General features: G+C 65.0%; 16 protein-coding genes. 6 read left to right on the top strand and 10 right to left on the bottom strand.

Going from position 1 to position 19837, the window contains the following annotated elements; all coding sequences use genetic code 11:
- Positions 1–72 precede the first annotated feature (72 nt).
- Positions 73–1689 (top strand): bifunctional phosphoribosylaminoimidazolecarboxamide formyltransferase/IMP cyclohydrolase, encoded by a 1617-nt coding sequence (purH, locus tag A6B35_RS02625; protein ID WP_006206651.1) that lies wholly within the window; start codon positions 73–75, stop codon positions 1687–1689.
- Between the two features lie 44 nt (positions 1690–1733).
- Here the strand turns inward: purH and A6B35_RS02630 are convergent, their stop codons facing one another.
- On the bottom strand, positions 1734–3110 hold the full coding sequence (locus tag A6B35_RS02630; protein WP_065518145.1) for an MFS transporter: 1377 nt from the start codon (positions 3108–3110) through the stop codon (positions 1734–1736).
- An 85-nt stretch (positions 3111–3195) separates the two neighbouring features.
- The gene (locus A6B35_RS02635; RefSeq protein WP_006201226.1) at positions 3196–7995 is read right to left on the bottom strand and encodes an NAD-glutamate dehydrogenase; all 4800 of its coding nucleotides are present in this window, start codon (positions 7993–7995) and stop codon (positions 3196–3198) included.
- Positions 7996–8132: 137 nt separating this feature from the next.
- Between A6B35_RS02635 and A6B35_RS02640 the strand changes: the two genes are divergently transcribed.
- Positions 8133–8696 (top strand): peroxidase-related enzyme, encoded by a 564-nt coding sequence (locus A6B35_RS02640; protein WP_006201225.1) that lies wholly within the window; start codon positions 8133–8135, stop codon positions 8694–8696.
- 148 nt (positions 8697–8844) lie between these two features.
- Positions 8845–9168, top strand: a complete 324-nt coding sequence (locus tag A6B35_RS02645; protein WP_006201224.1) for a YciI family protein — start codon at positions 8845–8847, stop codon at positions 9166–9168.
- Between the two features lie 108 nt (positions 9169–9276).
- Here the strand turns inward: A6B35_RS02645 and A6B35_RS02650 are convergent, their stop codons facing one another.
- Positions 9277–9891, bottom strand: coding sequence for a LysE family translocator (locus tag A6B35_RS02650; RefSeq protein WP_006201223.1), 615 nt, complete (start codon positions 9889–9891; stop codon positions 9277–9279).
- Positions 9892–10572: 681 nt separating this feature from the next.
- On the opposite strand from A6B35_RS02650, the gene A6B35_RS02655 reads away from it, so the two are divergent.
- Entirely contained in the window at positions 10573–11199 is a 627-nt protein-coding gene (locus A6B35_RS02655; RefSeq protein WP_006201222.1) for a DUF1062 domain-containing protein, read from the top strand.
- A gap of 44 nt (positions 11200–11243) precedes the next feature.
- Here the strand turns inward: A6B35_RS02655 and A6B35_RS02660 are convergent, their stop codons facing one another.
- From A6B35_RS02660 to A6B35_RS02690, 7 genes are all read right to left on the bottom strand, one after another.
- On the bottom strand, positions 11244–11579 hold the full coding sequence (locus tag A6B35_RS02660) for an EthD domain-containing protein (protein ID WP_006201221.1): 336 nt from the start codon (positions 11577–11579) through the stop codon (positions 11244–11246).
- A gap of 119 nt (positions 11580–11698) precedes the next feature.
- Positions 11699–12814 carry an ABC transporter substrate-binding protein gene (locus A6B35_RS02665; RefSeq protein WP_006201220.1) on the bottom strand — a complete coding sequence of 372 codons (1116 nt, stop codon included), beginning with the start codon at positions 12812–12814 and terminating at the stop codon, positions 11699–11701.
- Between the two features lie 46 nt (positions 12815–12860).
- Positions 12861–13910 (bottom strand): ABC transporter permease, encoded by a 1050-nt coding sequence (locus A6B35_RS02670; RefSeq protein WP_006201219.1) that lies wholly within the window; start codon positions 13908–13910, stop codon positions 12861–12863.
- 18 nt (positions 13911–13928) lie between these two features.
- Positions 13929–15425, bottom strand: coding sequence for a sugar ABC transporter ATP-binding protein (locus A6B35_RS02675; protein ID WP_006201218.1), 1497 nt, complete (start codon positions 15423–15425; stop codon positions 13929–13931).
- Between the two features lie 80 nt (positions 15426–15505).
- A complete protein-coding gene (locus A6B35_RS02680) occupies positions 15506–16393 on the bottom strand; it encodes an NAD(P)-dependent oxidoreductase (RefSeq protein ID WP_006201217.1) in 888 nt (295 codons plus the stop codon).
- 1 nt (position 16394) lies between these two features.
- Positions 16395–16970: a gluconokinase gene (locus A6B35_RS02685; RefSeq protein WP_006201216.1), complete on the bottom strand. Its 576-nt coding sequence runs from the start codon at positions 16968–16970 to the stop codon at positions 16395–16397.
- Positions 16939–17676: an SDR family oxidoreductase gene (locus tag A6B35_RS02690; protein ID WP_244425902.1), complete on the bottom strand. Its 738-nt coding sequence runs from the start codon at positions 17674–17676 to the stop codon at positions 16939–16941. Before A6B35_RS02690 ends, A6B35_RS02685 begins: the two co-directional genes overlap by 32 nt.
- 176 nt (positions 17677–17852) lie before the next feature.
- Between A6B35_RS02690 and A6B35_RS02695 the strand changes: the two genes are divergently transcribed.
- Both A6B35_RS02695 and A6B35_RS02700 read left to right on the top strand, forming a co-directional pair.
- A complete protein-coding gene (locus tag A6B35_RS02695; RefSeq protein WP_040582440.1) occupies positions 17853–18773 on the top strand; it encodes a 2-hydroxyacid dehydrogenase in 921 nt (306 codons plus the stop codon).
- A 15-nt stretch (positions 18774–18788) separates the two neighbouring features.
- A complete protein-coding gene (locus A6B35_RS02700; protein WP_006201213.1) occupies positions 18789–19820 on the top strand; it encodes an L-idonate 5-dehydrogenase in 1032 nt (343 codons plus the stop codon).
- Positions 19821–19837: the final 17 nt, after the last annotated feature.

Here is a 19837-nt window from a genome sequence, read left to right on the forward strand (position 1 = left end):
GCTTGATTTCCGGGCCTCATATGCTACGGCCCGGTCACGCTTCCCAATCCAGCCGTGAAAGGCCGCCAGCCCATGGCCGTCGCCAGCAAAAACATTCCAGCTCCCGACCTCGTCCCGATCCGCCGCGCGCTGCTGTCCGTCTTCGACAAGACCGGCCTCGTCGATTTCGCCAAGGCGCTCGCCGCGGCCGGAGTCGAGCTGGTCTCCACCGGCGGCACCGCGAAGGCGATCGCCGAAGCCGGCATGGCCGTGCGCGACGTCTCCGAGCTGACCGGCTTTCCCGAGATCATGGACGGCCGCGTCAAGACGCTGCACCCGTCTGTGCATGGCGCCCTGCTCGGCATACGCGACGACGCCGAGCATGCCAGCGCGATGCGGACCCACGGCATCGAGCCGATCGACCTCGTCGTCTCCAACCTCTATCCGTTCGAGGAGGTCCGCCGCTCCGGCGCCGGCTATGCTTCGATCGTCGAGAACATCGACATTGGCGGCCCGGCGATGATCCGCGCCTCGGCCAAGAACCACGCCTATGTCGCCATCGTCACCGACCCCGGCGACTATGCCTCGGTGCTCAACGCGCTGGAGATGAATATCGGCTCGCTGTCGCTGGATTTCCGCAAGAAGCTGGCGGCCAAGGCCTTCGCCCGTACCGCCAGCTACGATGCGGCGATTTCCGGCTGGTTCGCCGAGGCGCTGGAGATCGAACATCCGACATGGCGCGCCTTCGGCGGCCGGCTGGTCGAGGTGATGCGCTATGGCGAGAACCCGCACCAGGGCGCCGGCTTCTACGTCAACGGCGACAAGCGGCCGGGCGTCGCCACCGCCCGCCAGTTGCAGGGCAAGCAGCTCTCCTACAACAACATCAACGACACCGACGCCGCCTACGAACTGGCCGGCGAGTTCGATCCGGCCCGCTCGGCCGCGATCGCCATCATCAAGCACGCCAACCCGTGCGGCGTCGCCGAGGGGACTTCGCTGAAGGCGGCCTATGCCAAGGCGCTGGCCTGCGACCCGGTCTCTGCCTATGGCGGCATCGTCGCCATGAACCGCATACTCGACGCCGAAGCGGCCGAAGAGATCGTGAAGACTTTCACCGAGGTGATCATCGCGCCCGACGCCTCCGAGGAAGCGGTTCGCATCGTCGCCGCCAAGAAGAATTTGCGCCTGCTGGTCGCGGGCGGCCTGCCCGATCCTCGCGCCGCCGGCACGACGGTCAAATCCGTCGCCGGCGGACTGCTCGTCCAGGGCCGCGACAATGCGGTGATCGACGACCTTGAGCTGAAGGTGGTGACTAGGCGCGCGCCGACGCCGGCCGAGATGGCCGATCTCAAATTCGCCTTCCGCGTCGCCAAGCATGTCAAGTCGAACGCCATCGTCTACGCCAGGGACGGCGCCACCGTCGGCATCGGCGCCGGCCAGATGAGTCGCGTCGATTCCTCGCGCATTGCCGCCCGCAAGGCGCTCGACGCCGCCGAGGCGGCCGGGCTGGCGGAACCGCTGACCAAGGGCTCGGTCGTCGCCTCCGATGCCTTCTTCCCCTTCGCCGACGGGCTGTTATCGGCGATCGAAGCCGGCGCCACCGCCGTCATCCAGCCGGGCGGCTCGATGCGCGACGACGACGTCATCGCCGCCGCCGACGAACATGGCATCGCCATGGTGTTTACGGGGGTTAGGCACTTCCGGCATTGAGGCGCGCTCTTCCCTCCTCCCCTTGCGGGAGAAGGGAAGAGGGCTCACTGCACTGGCTGGTCGGCCGGATATGGGGTCCTGATCAGTATCGCCATGCCAGCGCCCAGGAACAGCACGATGGCCGCCATGCCGAGCCGCGATGAGCCGCTGGCCAAGGTGATGGTTGCCACCATGAAGGGTGCGGCGAAACTGGTCGCTCGACCAGCCAGCGCATAGATGCCGAAATAGCGGCCCGATTCGGCGGCAGTGACGCTACGCGCCATATAGGAGCGCGATGAGGCCTGCACCGGACCGAAGGCAAGCCCGATCAGCAGGCCGTAGAAGATATAGGCCTTTTCAGCCGGCGTGCCGAACAATCCGCCGCTATCGGTTTCGGGCATCATCCAGGCGCCGAACAGCGTATAGCCCGGGCCGGTCGAGACGATGCCGATGGTGGCGATGCTGAGCAGGACGAGCGAGATGAGCACGATGGTCTTGGAGCCAAGCGCCGTATCGAGACGGGCGGCAACCAGGCAACCGACGATGGCGACGACATTGAGGATGATGCCGAACATGCCGATCTCGGTGATCGACCAATGGAACATTGCCGCCGCAAACGTGCCGCCCAGTGCCAGCAGCGCGTTGACGCCGTCCTGATAGATCATGCGGGCAATGAGGAACCGGAAGATGCCGCTGCGCTGGCGCACTTCGGCGAGCGTCGACTTCAGTTCCGACAGCCCCTCGCGCACTGCCGGCCCGATCGCAATGCCCCTGATGGCGTCCCGCGTGAAGAAGAACATCGGCAGGATGAACAGAAAGTACCAGCCGGCCGAGAGCGGCCCCGTGGCCCTTGCATCCTCGCCGAGCTTCGGATCGAGCCCGAAGAGCGGGTCGATGCCGATGATCGTCTTACCGGTCTCCGGCGAGCCCGCCAGACAGGTGACGACGAAGATCAGCGCGATCATGCCGCCGAGATAGCCAAGGCCCCAGGCCATGTTCGAGATGCGGCCGATCTCGCTCTTCGGCACCAGGCGCGGCATCATGGAATCGTTGAACACCGTCGAGAACTCAGCCGCGACGGAGGCGATCGAGAACAGCGCCACGATCAGGAAAAGGTTCGAACCGGGCGCGGCGAACCAAAGCAGGGTCAGACTGGTGATCTTGATCGCAGCGAAGAACGCGATCCACGGCTTGCGCGGTCCGGTCTGGTCGGCGATCGAGCCGAGGATCGGCGACAGCACGGCGATAGCCAGGCCCGCCGCTGCTATGCCGTAACCCCAGGCCGCCTGGCCCGTCTCCGGATCGCTGGCCATGCGCGAGACGAAGTAGGGCCCGAAGATGAAGGTGGTGACAACCGTGAAGAACGGCTGCGCCGCCCAGTCGAACAGCATCCATCCCCAGATGCCGCGTCCCGATGCCCGCTGCACTGCCACCTCAGTCATGTCCCCTCCCGCAGAACGGCGCCCGAAGCAGGGCGCCGTGTAGCTCTATAGCGTAGTTCCTGCCGGCAATCTCGCCCGATCTGGCTCACATCCCCGTCAGATCGCTCATCAGCCCTGACGCCACTGACAGCCGCGACACGGTGATGTCGCCGCCCTCGGTCAGCGCCTGCAGCCGCTCGCGGATGCGCCCGACCCGCTCGCCACCGGCCTCCAGCCAGGCCGCCACCGGGTCGGCCGCCTTGGCATGGCCGGTGAGCGCCGCCACCGCTATGCCGCGCCTGGCCGCGCCGATCGTGTCGGTCGCGCGCGACAGAGCGAGCTGGTCGTAGTAGTCGGAGGGCGTGATCGAGCGCGCCGCATCCTCGACGCGCGGAATGCGGAAGGCGTCGCTGACCGCGAAGAAGGCCTTGGCGGCGGCGACGATATCGGCATTGGCCGTGCGCGCCGTCAGCGCGATGTCGGGGATCAGTTCCGCCACATCGGTCAGCGCCAGCTGCGCGGCGAGCTTCTCCGGCGCGCCGGCCTTGAACAACCCATGCCGCCGCTCCTCGATCCGCTCGCGCGAGAAGGCGGGCAGCAGCGAGGCGAGTTTCGGCTCAAGTGCCTTGCGCGCCTCCTGCAGCTCGGCAATCCGCTGGCCGAGCGCCGCCGTGCCGGCATCGTTCTTCAGATACCAGCCGCTTGTCATGAAGATAAGCCGGCTAATCGCTTGATAGAGGTCGAGCTGCACCTGGCCGTCGATCTGGTTGTCGAGCGCGTCGATCTCGCGATAGAGCGCCGGCAAGGCAAAGCCGTCCCGCACCACGGCGAAGGTGCGCACCACGTCGGCGGCGGTTCGGCCGGTGGCTTCCTGCAGCCGGTTGACGAAGGAAGGCCCGCCGCGATTGACCAGGTCGTTGGCCAGGACGCGGGTGATGATCTCGCGGCGCAACCGGTGGCCGCGGATCTCGGCGGCGTATTTCTTCGCCATCCGGTCCGGGAAATAGCCCATCAGGTCGCGGTCGAAATGCGCATCGTCCGGCACGTCGCTGGCGACGATGTCGGAGAACAGCACGATCTTGGCATAGGCGAGCAGCACGCCGAGCTCGGCTCGGGTCAGCGGCTCGCCGCGCGCCTCGCGCTCGGCAAGCGCCGCCGGCGACGGCAGCGTCTCGACGGCGCGATCGAGCAGGCCGCGTGCTTCGAGTGCCGACATGAACCGGCTCTGATGCGCGATATCGGCGAGCCCGCGCTTGCGCGCCATCGAAAGCGCCAGCGTCTGCTGGTAGTTGTTGGACAGCACCAGTGAGCCCACCTCATCGGTCATCTCGGCCAGCAATTTGTTGCGCGCCGGCCGGGTCAGCGATCCCTTGCGCATGGCCGAAGCCAGCGCGATCTTGATGTTGACTTCGACGTCGGAGCAGTTGACGCCCGCCGAATTGTCGATGGCGTCGGAATTGCAGCGGCCGCCGGCAAGCCCGAACTCGATGCGCGCCCGCTGCGTCACGCCAAGATTGGCGCCCTCGCCGATGACCTTGGCACGCACATCGAGCGCGGTGATGCGGATGGCGTCATTGGCGCGGTCGCCGACATCGGCATTGGTTTCGGTGGAGGCCCTGAGATAGGTGCCGATGCCGCCGAACCACAAAAGATCGACCGGCGCCTTGAGAATGGCGTTCATGATCTCGACCGGCGTCGCTGTGGTCTTGCCAAGGCCGATGGCCGCGGCAGCCGCCGCCGGCAGCGTGATCGACTTCTGGCTGCGCGAGACGATGACGCCGCCTTCCGACAGCTTGGTCTTGTCGTAGTCCTGCCAGCTCGAGCGCGGCAAAGCGAACATGCGCTGGCGTTCCGCCATCGAGGCTGCCATGTCCGGGTCGGGATCGATGAAGATGTCGCGATGGTCGAAGGCAGCGATCAGCCGCGTCTGCGGCGACAGCAGCATGCCGTTGCCGAACACGTCGCCCGACATGTCGCCGACACCGACGACGGTAAAGGGCGAGGTCTGGATGTCGCGGTTCATCTCGCGGAAATGCCGCTTGACCGCTTCCCAACCGCCCTTGGCGGTGATGCCCATCTTCTTGTGGTCGTAGCCGGCCGAACCACCGCTGGCGAAGGCATCGTCGAGCCAGAAGCCGTGCTTCTCCGAGATGGCATTGGCGGTGTCGGAGAAGGTCGCCGTGCCCTTGTCGGCGGCGACGACGAAATAGGGATCGTCCTGGTCGCGCCGGATCACCCCGGCCGGCGGAATGACCTCGTCGATGCCGATATTGTCGGTGATCGACAGCAGGCTGGAGACGTAGTTCTTGTAGGCTGAGGTTCCGGCCTCGAAGATGGCGTCGCGGCCGGCGCTCATCGGCAGCTTCTTCGGATAGAAGCCGCCCTTGGCGCCGACCGGCACGATGACGGCATTCTTGACCTGCTGCGCCTTGACCAGGCCGAGCACCTCGGTGCGGTAGTCCTGGGCGCGGTCCGACCAGCGCAGGCCGCCGCGCGCGACAGGGCCGAAGCGCAGATGCACGCCTTCGACCTCCGAGCCATAGACGAAGATCTCCCGCCACGGCCGTGGCGCCGGCAGCCCGTCGACCGCCTGCGAGTCGAGCTTGATCGCCAGCGACTGGCCCTTGGCTTTCGTATCGGCAACGAAATGATTGGTGCGCAGCGAAGCTTCGATCAGGTTGAGGTAGCGGCGGATGATGGTGTCGTCATCGATGTTGGGCACCTCTTCCAGCGCATCCCTGATCTTGGCCTTGAGGTGCTTGGCCGCCACCACGCCTTCCGTTTCGGCCGTTGGCCCGAGGCGGGCGACGAACAGCGCATGCAGGCCGCGCGCGATATCCGGATAGCGGTTGAGCGCTGCGGCGATGAAATCCTGGCTCTGCGGGATGCCGGCCTGCTGCAGATAGCGACCATAGGCGCGCAGGATGGTGACCTCGCCCGACCACAGGCCAGCGGTCTGCGCAAGGCCGTTATAGCCGTCATTGTCGATGTCGCCGCGCCAGACTGACAGAAATGCGTCCTCGAACAGCCCGCCGCCGTCGCCAAGGTCGATCGGCTTGCCGTAGCTGTTCTCCAGCTCCATGTCGTGGATGAAGACCTTGTCGGCGGCGTCCTCGCCGACCTCGAAGGTGCGCTCGCTGATGACGCGGAAGCCGATGTTTTCCAGCACCGGCACCCGCCGCGACAGCGCCACCGGGCTGCCGTGGTGATAGATCTTCAGCGCCGCCTGGTTCGGCTTCTGCTCGGCATGCCGGTAATAGTCGATGGCAATCGGATTGGCTGCGCTGATTTTGGCGATGCGCCCGGCATCGGCCAGCGCCACCGTCGGCGGGAAACTATCGCGATAGCTTTCCGAAAAGCGCGAGGCGATCGCGGTGAGCGCCGCTTCCGTGCCGGTCTCGGCCGCGGTTTCACGCAGCGCGTCGTCCCAGGTGCGCACGATGTCGCGGATCGCTGCTTCGATCGCCGCCTGCTCGACCTTCGGCGTCTTGCCGCCGGATCGGCCGATGATGAAATGCACGCGCGCCAGCCCGCCTTCCGGGAAGGCCGGGTAATAGGCCGACAGCCGGCCTTCAAACGCCGTCTTGAGGTACGCACCGACCTTCTCGCGCACGACGCTGTCATAGCGATCGCGCGGCACGAAGACGAGGATCGAGACGAAACGGTCGAACTGGTCGGCGCGCACCAGCGCCCTGACGCGCGGCCGCTCGATCAGTCCGAGGATCGCCTCGGCGTGCTTCCTGAGGATCGGAATCGGCACCTGGAACAGCTCGTCGCGCGGATAGCTTTCCAGCACGTTGATCAGCGCCTTGCCGGAGTGATCGCCGGGATTGAAGCCGGATTTGGTGATGACGGTCTCGGCCTTCGACCTGAGATAGGGGATTTTCATCACCGAGCGCGTGTAGGCGGTCGACGTGAACAGGCCGACGATGCGCAGTTCGCCCGAAAGCGTGCCCTTGGCTGTGTAGGTCTTGACGCCGATGTAATCGAGATAGATGCGCCGATGCACGGACGACTTGGCGTTGGCCTTGGTGACGATCAGCGGTTCCGGCCCATGCAGGAAGGCGCGGATCTCGGGCGTCGTCGTCACCGCTTCGGTGCCGCGCCTCAAAACCAGCACGTCCGGATCGGACAGGATGCCGAGGCCGGGCTTCTCGGCGCGCTCCAGCGTGCCGCTCTTCTCGCCGCCGGTATATTTGAACTCGCGCATGCCGAGGAAGGTGAAATTGTCGTCGCGCAGCCATTCGAGGAAGGCGATCGCCTCGGTGACATGCGCCTTGTCGAGCGGCACCGGCGCGTAGCGGAACTCCGAGATCGCCTGGTCGAGGCGGGCCAGCATCGGCTTCCAGTCGGTGACCGCGGCGCGCACCTGGCCCAGCAGCTTCCTCAGCCGTCCGGCCAAAGCCTCGGCCTGGTCAGCGGACATGCGACCGATATGGACATGGACGACGCTCAGCCGGTCATGGCTGAGATCGCCCTTGGCAAAACCGCCATCGCCGAGGATTTCTTCGACGCCGCTCTTACCGTGCCTGACGACGACGACCGGATGGGTGACCAGCAGCGGCTCGCCGGCGCCCTCGGTGATCTCGCCGAGGATCGAATCGAACAGGAACGGCATGTTGTCGTTGACGACGGTGATGACCGTCAGCGGCCGGCCCTGGCGCACAACCCCGGACTCGACGTCAATGGCAACGACGCAGTCGCCCTTCCTGTGTCTGGCGACGGCGCGGCCGGCCAGATCGGCGGCACGTTCGAGGTCGGCGGCATCATAGGCGGCGACGTCTTCGGCCGGTGCCCGGGCAAGCAGGTAATCGGCAAGCTTGCCGGCTTTTTCGCCCCCTCTTGCCGCGTCCTTCTTGGCCGGACTCGCCTTTTTCGACTGGCTTGCTGTTTTGAGGCTGGCCATGGTGTCAAATCCCTCCCGTCATATGCTTTTGCGACTATGGTAGCAGATGACCGGTATTTGGCGACAAAGGTTTGACGGCTTGCGAAGAAATATCGCAGCGCCGAAACTGACCGTCGAATGCATGAGGAGGAATGCCGATGACCGGCAAGATTATGGCGCTTGACCTTGCGCAGGCGGAGCTGAGCGAGACGACAAAAGCCTACTTCGCCAAATGCGAGGAGAAGCTCGGCCTCGTTCCCAATGTGCTCTTGTCCTATGCCTTCGACGAGAAGAAGCTGCGCGCCTTCACCGATACGTACAATGATCTGATGCTGGGCGACTCCGGCCTGTCGAAGCTGGACCGCGAGATGATCGCGGTCGTCGTCTCCTCCATCAACCATTGCTACTATTGTCTGACCGCGCATGGCGCGGCCGTGCGCCAGCTTTCCGGCGACCCGAAGCTCGGCGAGATGATGGTGATGAACTTCCGCGCCGCCGACCTGTCGGACCGGCAGCGCGCCATGCTCGAATTCGCGGTCAAGCTGACCGAAGAGCCGGCAAAGATCGTCGAGGCCGACCGGGCAGCGTTGCGCAAGGCCGGTTTCTCCGACCGCGACATCTGGGATATCGCTTCGACCGCCGCCTTCTTCAACATGTCGAACCGGGTGGCGGCGGCCATCGACATGCGGCCCAACGACGAATACCACGCCATGGCGCGGTAACGATCTCGCACCCGCACATTAGAAGTTACGCATTCTCGTTGCGTGTTCGCCGGTTTGGTCCGATGATCAAAGATTGCGGCATGGCCGCATATCAGGAGGCGGCATGGACCGCATGCCGGTTCGATGCCGCCGATCAAGGGAGGAGAACATGGCGAAGTTTCTCTATGTCTATCATGGCTCGGGCAAGATGCCGACCGACGAGGCCGAGCGGAAGGCCGCAACCGACGCCTGGACCGGCTGGTACGGCAAGCTCGGCTCGGCCGTGGTCGACGGCGGCAATCCGGTCGGCATGTCGAAGATGGTGCTGCCCGGCGGCAAGGTCGAGAACAATGGCGGCAGCAATCCGACTGCCGGTTACACGATCGTCGAAGCCAAGGACATCGACGATGCCGTCGCCAAGGCCAAGGATTGCCCGATCCTGATGGACCCGGCCTTCAGCGTCGAGATCGCACCGATCATCGAAATGATGTGACGCAAGGTTCAGGTCAGGCCGAGCCGAAAGTGGTGGTTTTCGAGAACCGGAGCGGAAGCGCAGAAAACTGCCATTTGCAGGCCGGCCTCACCTGAATATCAATACACCTCAGGAGCGCGCCGCGATCGCCGCGGCGGCGCCGGCCATGGTGCCGGCGCTGACGCGGTTGGCGATCTTCATCGCCCGCCTGCTCTTAAGCAGCTTGCGCGCCTGCGCCGCTGCCAGCACCCAGGCGAGGTCGATGGCGACCAAGACCACGGCCATGGTCGCCGTCAGCTCGACCCAGCCGACGACGCTGACCGAGGCAAGGTCGATGATGGTCGGCAACAGCGCCAGGTAGAACATCATGATCTTGGGGTTGCCCAATGTCACCGCCATACCGGCGAGGAAGAGCTTTGCCGGTGAATCCTCTCGCGGCATCTCGCCTTCCTTCGCCTCGACCGGTGCGGTCCACATCTTCCAGGCCAGATAGACGAGATAGGCGACGCCGATCCATTTCACGATGACGAAAGCGAAATGGAAGGTCTGCGCCACCACCGCCAGCCCGAACACCGCCAGCGACAGCCAGATGCCTTCGCCGATCCACATGGCGAGCAGAAACGGGAACACATCGCGAAACCCCTTGGCGATCACCCGCGCCACAAGGGCGGCGATCGACGGTCCGGGCGAGCCGGCAGCGACGAATAGAGCGGCGGCAAAGATCAGGAGCGACGTGAGCTGCATGGCGGGATCTCTGTTCCGAGGTTTGACTGTTACACTAACCAGCACAGCAGCATTGGCAAAGACAAGAAAAACGCATTGGTCAGCGCTGCCCCTCATTGCCCTGCCGGGCATTTCTCCCCGTATAGTGACGGGGAGAAAAAGCGCCGTCACGAATGGTTTCGCCAATCTCGAGCGTTGCAGATCAGGCGCGGCGTTGCGGCCAGCCCTCTTCTCCCCGTCACTATACGCGGAGGTAAGAAGTGGTCCGCGCAGCGGACGAAAAGCCAATTGCTTGGCTTTTCGAACGACGAACGCCGGCAGGCGGACGAGGGGCGGCACCGACGTCCGCGACTCGAGCCCGATGCGCCCTGCCGGCCGAGCAGGCCCCTTGCCGGCCCGGCGCAGCGCGGCTAGAAATGCCGCCCCGACACGATTTTCGAGTTTCACTTTGCCTACGTAACCGCCGGTCTCGTCAACTCCCCCGACACAGTGCATGGCACCGCATTCGCGGCGCCTGTTTTCATTTCATGTGTTCCTCAGGGTGGCGGTTCGAGACCGGTTTGGCACTGCTGAACCGCTGTCGCGCGCAAGCCGCCCGTGACGCCTGTTTTCCAATCGCCGCAGCCTCTCGCCACGCCGTGCCCGCATGGGCTCTCGACATCGCCGGTCTGACGAACTTCCCGACGGGAAGGGCTTATCGGCATGTCCGGACTATTGCGTATCCGCTGGGCGATCGCGCCCAAATTCGCGCCTCGACCTCTCATCAACTGCAACCGCTGCGGCGGCACCAGGCCGTATCAATGCAGCGGCAAATTCCGCGTCAACGCCAACGGCAAACGCATCGACGCCTGGCTGATCTATCGCTGCATCGATTGCGACAATTCCTGGAATTTCGGCATTCTGGAGCGCTGCAATCGCCGCGACATCGAACCGGCCGTGCTGCAGGGTTTCGAAAGCAACGATCCGGCACTGGCGCACCGCCATGCCTTCGATATCGTGGCGCTGCGCAGCCGAACTGGGCATGTCGAGGAGTTTGCCGAGGTCGCCGTCGACAAGCGGAGGCTCGGCGACGCGCCCGAAACGCCATCTGCTCTCGAGCTTCGGCTCGCGCTCGAAACGCCAACGTCGTTGCGGCTTGACCGCCTGCTCGCCGGCGAGCTCGGCATCTCCAGGTCGCGCCTTCAGGCGCTGGAGGAGCGGCGCTCGCTGAGCGTCGACCCGGGCGGCGCAAAGGCTCTGCGCAAGCCGGTCCGAACCGGAACGGTTGTCCGTATCGATCTGTCCAGCGAACCCGACCGGCAAGCCATCATGACAGCCGCAGGCGGATGAGCCGGCAAGCACACGGGAGTACGCGGCCGCATCGCCCGGCAGGGTCATCCCGCCGGCGCGTATTCGTTCATCTCGAAGACATGGTGGTGAACGCGGCCGGTGAACATCTTCAGCAGCTCGCCGGTCACTTCGCGGCTCTCGAACCGAACCGGGGATTGAAGCGCCTGTTCGCACGTGGCCATGTCGGGATAGCGGATCGCGAGCACCATTGCGTAAACCGGCGCGCCTTCGTCGCGGGCCATGCCGTCGAGGACGCGGATTTCCTGCGCGCCGGGAAACTGCGTCCACAGCGGCACCAACCTCTCCTTCACGAAGCGACGAAACGCGGCCTCGCTGCCCGGATGAATCTCGCCCTCGAACAGGGCATAGCGGACGATCATGGTCTCTCCTTGCACGACAGAATTCCGCGGCCGTACGGCGAACAACCGTACGGCCTGCAGGACCGGTTGGATTTGGGCAGGGACGCGGGCACCTGTGATGCGCCCGCTTCGGTGGAAGCCTACTTGCCCCAGATCTTCTTGTACTGGTCGCGATAGCCGTTGTCGGGGTCGAAGGCGTTCTTCGGTCCGCCGTCGAATTCGACATTGTCGGCCGTCACGACATGCAGCGGCGACAGATAGCCGGACCATTTTTCCCCGGCGATAGCGCGGTTCAGCTCGTCGACCAATTGCCAGCCCTGCAGGTTGAGCGGTTCGGCGACCGTGACCTTCTGGAACTGGCCGGCGCGGATGCGCTGATAGGCCGATTCCGAACCGTCGCCGGCGGCGACATTGATCGGCGCGTCGGTGCCGGCTTTGCCCGCCGCGGCGAGCGAGGGTCCCATGAAGTCGAAATAGAGGTCGTTGATCGCCAGCGAATGCGTCCAGGCATCGCCGTATTTCTGCAGCAGCGAGGTGGTGAGCTGTGGCATGCGCTGCGAGGTCTCGGCGATCGGCGTGTCGACATATTCGAGCACCTTGCCGCCCAGCCGCTCGATCTCGGCCTTCATCTTGTCGGCCTTGGCGATGGCGATGGCATAGGTGGAATCGGTGAAGATGATCACGCCCGGCTTGCCCTTGGCATCGGCATAGGCCCAGTCGGCCGCGGCCGTGGAAACCTGCATCGCGTCGGTCGAGACGTTGGCGAACACGCCGTTCTTGTCGTCGGGCCCGATCACCGGCCCGGCATGCCAGGAAACCAGCGGAATGCCGGCCGCCTTCGCCTGTTCCAGCGCCGGCGCCTGCTCGACCGCGTCGAAGCCGTTGATGACGATGCCGCTCGGCTTCAGTGCCATCGCCTGGCCGAAGGCCGCGGTGCGGCCGCCGATCGAGCCGGCACCGTCGATGACCTTGACCTCCCAGCCGATCGCCTTTGCGGCCTCCTCCACGCCGGTGGTGACGCCGAGAATGCCGCCATTCTTGAGATCGCCGGCGAGCACGACGATGGTCTTGCCTTCCTGCGCCTTCGGACCGGTGGTCGGACCGTCCCACGACGTGACCTTCTGGGCGTATTTCTGCACCACCGCCATGGCGTCTGCCATCGCGTCTGCCCGTGCCTGGCCGGCGAACAGGGCCGGTGCGGCGATGGCCACCGCCATCAGGGCGGCGGACGATTTCAGGAATGTTCTGCGCTGCATGTTGGGTTCCTCCCTTGGTTTTTGAAACAGATTGACCGTCCGGTATTCAGCCTCCGGACGGATCTGGTTTGCGGACAATTCTGGCCGCGCCGCGCTTGCGCTGGGCGTAGCCGGCGATGCCGATGGCAACCAGCAGCGTCACGCCGTTGAACAGCGGCTCGACGAAGAATGAGCCGCCGAATTGCTGGATGCCGGAAATGCCAACGGCCAGGATGATGACGCCGGTCATCGTGCCCCAGACGTTGACGCGCCCGGGCTTGATGGTGGTCGAACCGAGAAAGGCGCCGACCAGTGCCGGCAATAGATATTCCAGCCCGACGCTGGCCTGGCCGATGCGCAACTTGGAGGCCAGCAGCACGCCTGTCAGCGCCGTCAGGAAGCCGGACGAGACGAAAGCTCCTATGACGAAGCGGCGCACCGGAATGCCGTTCAGCGCAGCCGCCTTCGGATTGGCGCCGATGGCATAGACGTAGCGGCCGATCGGCAGATATTCGAGGATGACCCACAGCGCGACGGCGATTGCCAGCACATAAAGGCCGGTGACCGGCAGCCCGAACACCATCGTGCCGTTGAGCGCATAAAAACCTTCCGGCAGCACGCCGACGACCTGCCGGCCACCCGTGTGCCAAAGCGCCAGCGCATAGAGCACGGTGCCAGTACCCAGCGTGGCGATGAAGGAGTCGATACGGGCGACTTCGACCAACAGGCCGTTAAGGAAGCCGGTGGCGGCCCCGAGCGTGAGCACGATCAGCACCGCCAGCGGCCACGGAATGCCGAACATGGTCTGCAGGCTGATTGCCAGGATGTGCCACAGCACGATGCCGTAGCCGACGGTCAGATCAATGCGACCTGAGGCCATCGGGATCATGGCGGCCAGCGACAGCAGCGCGATGATCGCCTTGTCGGAGATGATCGAGCGCAAATTGAGCAGCGTCGGAAATGTATTCGGCAGCAGGATGGAGAACAGCAGGATCAGCAGGACGGTCAGGATCACGAGGCCGTAGACCGGCAGCAGCCGGGTGATCTTCTGTCGTGCCGGCAGGCTGGCCATTTCACCGCGGGTCGGCTCGAGTGCGCTGGATTCGATCGATGGCATGGAAATCCTCCGGGACGGTCAGGCGGCTTCGGAAGCCGATGCCGCGGTGATCACCGCGGACGTGGTCAGTTCGGGTCCGGCGAGTTCACGCACGATCCGGCCGCGCGAAAACACCAAAGCGCGATGGCAGATATGGGCGATCTCCTCGAAGTCGGTCGAAACGACGACGACGGCGAGGCCGGCTTCAAGGGCGCGGCCGATCAGCCGGTAGATCTCGGCCTTGGCGCCGACATCGACGCCGGCGGTCGGGTCTTCGGCGATCAGCAGCTTGCGGCCGGTATGCAGCCAGCGTCCGACCACCACCTTCTGCTGGTTGCCGCCCGACAGCGCCTCGATCGGAAGGCCCGGATCATTGGGACGCAGCCCGACCGATCCGCCGATCTCGCGCGCCAGCGCGGCCTCCTTGTAGGGCGCCAGGAACGAGAACAGGCCGCGCTTGCCGGCGCCGGGATTGAGAAAGCTGTTCTCGCGGATCGACAGCGAGGCCGCGATCGATTCCTCGGTCCGGTCGCGGGCTATCAGGCCGACGCCCGAGCCCATGGCGGCGATCGGGCTCGACAAATCCGGCACGACGCCGTTGATCGTCACCGAGCCGGAAAAGCCCTGACAGCCGAACAGCGCCCGGCCGACCAGTTCCTGCCCGGCGCCGCGCAGTCCGACCAGGCCGAGCAGTTCGCCCTTGCGCACGTCGAACGACACCGGCCCGGCCCCGGCACAGACCAGGTCGCGGACAGCACACACCGTCTCGCCGGCCTGCGTCTCTGCCTTGGTGAAGACCTGGCTGACCGGGCGGCCGACGATCATCTCGACCAGCTGGTCCGGCCTGGTGTCGGCGACCTGCTTCTGGCCGACCAGCCGGCCGTCGCGCAGCACGGCAACGCGATCGGCGATGCGAAAAATCTCGTCGAGGCGATGCGAGACATAGATCATGCCGACGCCGCGCTGCTTGAGCGGGCGGATGGCGTCGAACAGGCGATCGACCTCGTCGGCCGGCAGGCTGGCAGTCGGCTCGTCGAGCACCAGCACATCGGCTTCGGTGGCCAAGGCGCGCGCGATGGCGACCAGCGATTTCTCGGTGCGGGTCAGGTCCTGGACCCGCGTCGTCGGATCAAAATCGCAGCCGACCAGCTTCAGCGCCTCGCGGGCCCGCCCTTCGGTTGAGCGCCAGTCGATCAGGCCGGAGCGCAGCGAAAATCCCTGGGCGAGGCCGACATTCTCGCCGACGGTCATCCATTCGATCAGGCCGAGATCCTGGTGAATGAAGGCGACGGGCTGGCGCTCGTTCGGCTGCGGCGGGCGATGGTGATAGGGCTCGCCGCGAAACAGGATGCTGCCGCCATCCGGCCGGTAGATGCCGGCAAGCGTCTTGATCAGCGTCGACTTGCCGGCGCCGTTCTCGCCGAGCAGGGCAAGGATCTCGCCTTTGCACAGATCGAGCGTTACGTCGGAGAGCGCGCGGGTGCCGCCGAACTCCTTGGTAATCGCCTTGAACTCGATCAGTTTCTCTTCGGTCAAGATGCGTTCCTCCCGAGATCGCCAAATGATGTTATCGATAACATTTCTGAGCGTCAAGCAACAAAATCAGGGGCGGCCAATCAGCCGATCTTGCCGTCGAGCAGGCGCATCATTTCGGCCGAATCCTTCGGCCCCAGGCCAGCCGCGCAAAGCAGGCGATGGATCTCGACCAACTGGCCGGTCATCGGCAACGGCGTCTTGGTCTTCAGCGCAAAGGACTGCAAAGAATCCAGGTCCTTCAGCATGTTGTCGATGCGGCCGGTCGGCGAGAAGTCGCGGGCGGCGAACTTCGCCATGAACTCCTGCATGATGCTGGAATCGGCACGCCCGCCCTTGAGGGCCGCGGGGATCGCCTTGGGATCGACGCCGCCGGCTTCGGCGAGCTTCACCGCTTCGGCAACCGCCTGGAACTGAACCGCGCAAAAAAGCTGGTTGATCAGCTTGGTCGTCTGCCCGGCGCCGCTTGGCCCCATCAGCGTGTAGTTGGCGCAAAGGTGCTGCATCACCGTGCGGGCGCGCTCGAAGTCTGCCGTTTCGCCGCCGGCCATGACCGTCAAGCGGCCGGCGAGCGCACCGGGAACGCCGCCAGAAAGCGGGCAGTCGACCCATTTCATGCCGGTCTCGGCCGCTAGTTTCTTGGCCATCTGTGCGGTGTCGGCTGGGTCGATCGACGACATGTCGATCAAGAGCTTCTCCGGCGAAGCAGCAATCGCGACACCGCCGTCGCCGAACACCACCGAACGCACGATATCGGCATGGTTGAGGCTGAGGATGACGAAATCGTTCGCCCGCACTGCTTCGGTGACCGACGCGGCAGCGGCAGCGCCTTTCGCGGCCAGCGCAGCAACCTTGGCCTTGTCGAGGTCGAACACCGTAACCGCTTGGCTTGTCTCGATCAGCCGGGTGGCGATTGCCGATCCCATGATACCGGCGCCGACAAGGGCGACCTTTGCTGGTGCTTCACTCATCTCAACGAGCCTCTTTCCTGGTTCTGGCAGCGGATGCGGCGCCGAGGTCGCCAAGCCCGTTCAGCGCCCGATCGACGATCCTGTCGACTGGAGCGTCGATGTCGACAGTGACCACCAATTCCTCGCCGGTCGGATTTTCGAGCGCCGCCAGCTGACTGTCGAGCAAGGCCGGCGGAAAGAAGTGCCCGCGACGATCGGCCATCCTGGACCGCAGGACACTGCGCGATCCCTCGAGGAACACGAAGAACACCGGCCCGCCCGCCGCATGGCGAAGCCGATCCCGATAGGATTTCTTCAGCGCCGAGCAGCTCACGACGAGCCCGCTTCTCTCCTCATGCGCCTGGCGCAAGGCGGCGCCCACCAGATCGAGCCAGGGCCATCGGTCGTCGTCGGTCAGCGGGATGCCCAGCGACATCTTCTCGACATTGCCGCGCGGGTGCAGCGTGTCGCCTTCGACGAAGGCAAAGCCAAGCCGTGCGGCGATATCGATGCCGACGCTGGTCTTGCCGCAGCCGCTGACGCCCATCACGACGATGAGCGAAGCCTCAAAGGCAGGTTGTGATGCCGCCATCGACATAGAGCGTGTGTCCGTTCACAAAGGATGAGGCCGGGCCGGCCAGGAACACCGCCGCGCCGACCAGTTCGCCGACATCGCCCCAGCGCCCGGCCGGCGTGCGGTTGGTCAGCCAGGCCGAGAACTCGGGATTGTCGACCAACGCCTGGTTGAGCGGCGTCTTGAAATAGCCCGGTGCGATGGCGTTGACCTGCAGCCCGTGCTTGGCCCAGTCCGCGCACATGCCGCGCGTCAGGTTGCGCACGGCGCCCTTGGTTGCCGTGTAGGGCGCAATGTTCGTACGCGCCAGTTCGCTTTGCACCGAAGCGATGTTGATGATCTTGCCGCGCTTGCGCGGGATCATATGCCGCGCCACCGCCTGGCCGACGAAGAACACGCTCGAAATGTTGGTGCGCAGCAATTCGTCCCATTTGTCGGCGGGAAAATCCTCGAGCGGCGTGCGGAATTGCATGCCGGCATTGTTGATGAGGATATCGATGGCACCGATGGTGGTTTCGATCTCCTCTACACCTTTGGCCACCGCCGCGTGATCGGTCACGTCGAAGACCGCGCTGTGCGCCTTGTGCCCCTTGGCGACCAGCGCTTCGGCTGCGGCCGCGACCTTTTCAGCGCTGCGGCCGTTGAGCACGATCTCGGCGCCGTGCTGCGCCAGCCCTTCCGCCAGAGCCAGGCCGATGCCTTGCCCCGAGCCGGTAACCAAAGCCCGCATGCCGGACAAATCGAACAAAGAACCGCTCACCTGCTCCTCCTGAGGACATGTCGCCCGAAGCGGATACGATTTCCGCCGCGCCACCGCCAGTGCCTATTGACATGAATGTTATCGATAACATAGTCAATGGAAAAATTGCCGCTGCTGGAGGAGACGACGCCGTGACCGAGATCTTGATGACCGGCCCCTACCCGGATTGGGACATGGCGGACCTGGAAGCGAGGTATCGCGTCCACAAACTGTGGCAGGTCGAGGACAAGGATGCGCTGATCGCAAGCCACGCCGATGAAATTCGCGCCATCGCGACACGCGGCGAGCTCGGCGCGAGTGCCGCGCTGATGGCAAAGCTGCCGAAGCTGGAGATCGTCTCCTGCTATGGCGTCGGCACCGATGCCATCGACCTTGCCTATGCCAGGGAAAACAGCATCCGCGTCACCAACACGCCCGACGTGCTGACCGAGGACGTGGCCGATATCGGCATCGGGCTGCTGCTCGCCGTGGCGCGCAAGATCCCGCAGGCCGACGCCCATGTGCGCAATGGCAGCTGGCGCAAGGGCAACATGCCGCTGGTCACACGCGTCTGCGGAAAAAAGCTTGGCATTGTCGGCATGGGCCGAGTCGGCGCCGCGGTGGCCAGGCGCGCGGCTGCGTTCGATTGCACTGTCGCCTATTTCGACCGGCAGGAGCGCGACGACCTGCCCTATGCCTTCGTCGGCGATCTGGCCGAGCTGGCGCGGCAGAACGAGTTCCTGATCGTGACGCTCGCCGGAGGCGACAGCACCAGGCACATAATCGACGCGGCGGTTCTGGCCGCGCTCGGAGCGGACGGCATCCTGATCAACATTTCGCGCGGCAGCACAGTCGACGAGACTGCTTTGCTCGCCGCCCTGGAAACCGGCGCCATCAAGGGCGCCGGGCTCGACGTGTTCTGGAACGAGCCGACCATCGACGAGCGCTTCCTGCAGCTTGCCAATGTCGTGCTACAACCGCACCACGCCAGCGGCACGGTGGAGACCCGCAAGGCGATGGGCCAGCTCGTGCGCGACAACCTTGCCGCCCATTTCAGCGGCCAGTCCTTGCTGACGCCGGTGGTTTGAGAAAGGATCGCGGCCATGAAGTCGATCGTCATCCACGCGGCAAAGGATCTGCGGATCGAAGAGACCGACCCGGGCATCGTTGACGCCGGACAGGTCGAGATATCAGTCGAGGCCGGAGGCATCTGCGGCTCGGACCTGCATTACTACAACCATGGCGGCTTCGGCGTGGTCCGCTTGCGCGAGCCGATGATCCTCGGCCACGAGGTCGCCGGCACGGTGAAGGCGCTTGGCGCCGGCGTCTCGAGCCTCGCCGTCGGCGACCGAGTCGCCATCTCGCCCAGCCGGCCTTGCAACGCCTGCCGCTACTGCCTGCAAGGCATGCAGAACCAATGCCTCAACATGCGCTTCTACGGCAGCGCCATGCCGATGCCACATATCCAGGGCGCGTTCCGCCAGCGTCTGGTCGCCGAGGCTTGGCAATGCCACAGAATCGCCGACCATGTTTCCATCAACGAGGCCGCCTTCGCCGAGCCTTTCGCGGTCACGCTGCATGCGGTGAACCGCGCCGGTTCGCTGCTTGGCAGACGGGTCCTGGTCACCGGCTGCGGCCCGATCGGCGCGCTGTGCATCCTCGCCGCACGCGCCCATGGCGCGCGCGAGATCGTCGCCACCGATGTCATGGACGGCGTGCTGGCCAAGGCTAGTGAGATCGGCGCCGACCGCACCATCAATGTCGCCACCGAGGCTGACAAGCTCGCCGCCTACAATGCCGACAAGGGTAGTTTCGACGTGATGTTCGAGGCCTCCGGCAACGAGCGCGCCGTGCGGGCGGGGCTCGATGTCCTGAAGCCGCGCGGCGTGCTCATGCAGCTCGGCCTTGGCGGCGATGTGTCGCTGCCGCAGAACCAGATCGTCGCCAAGGAAATCGAGATGCGCGGCAGCTTCCGCTTCCACGACGAATTCGCCCTTGCCGTCGACCTGATCAATCGCCGTCGCGTGGACGTCAAGGCGCTGCTGACCGGCATCTATCCGATGGACGAGGCGGTCGCGGCGTTCGAGATCGCCGGCGACCGCAACAAATCGATGAAAGTCCAGATCGCGTTCTGAAAGAGCATGATCCCGAA

The sequence above is a fragment of the Mesorhizobium amorphae CCNWGS0123 genome, from assembly GCF_001686985.1.
Taxonomy (GTDB): Bacteria; Pseudomonadota; Alphaproteobacteria; order Rhizobiales; family Rhizobiaceae; genus Mesorhizobium; species Mesorhizobium amorphae.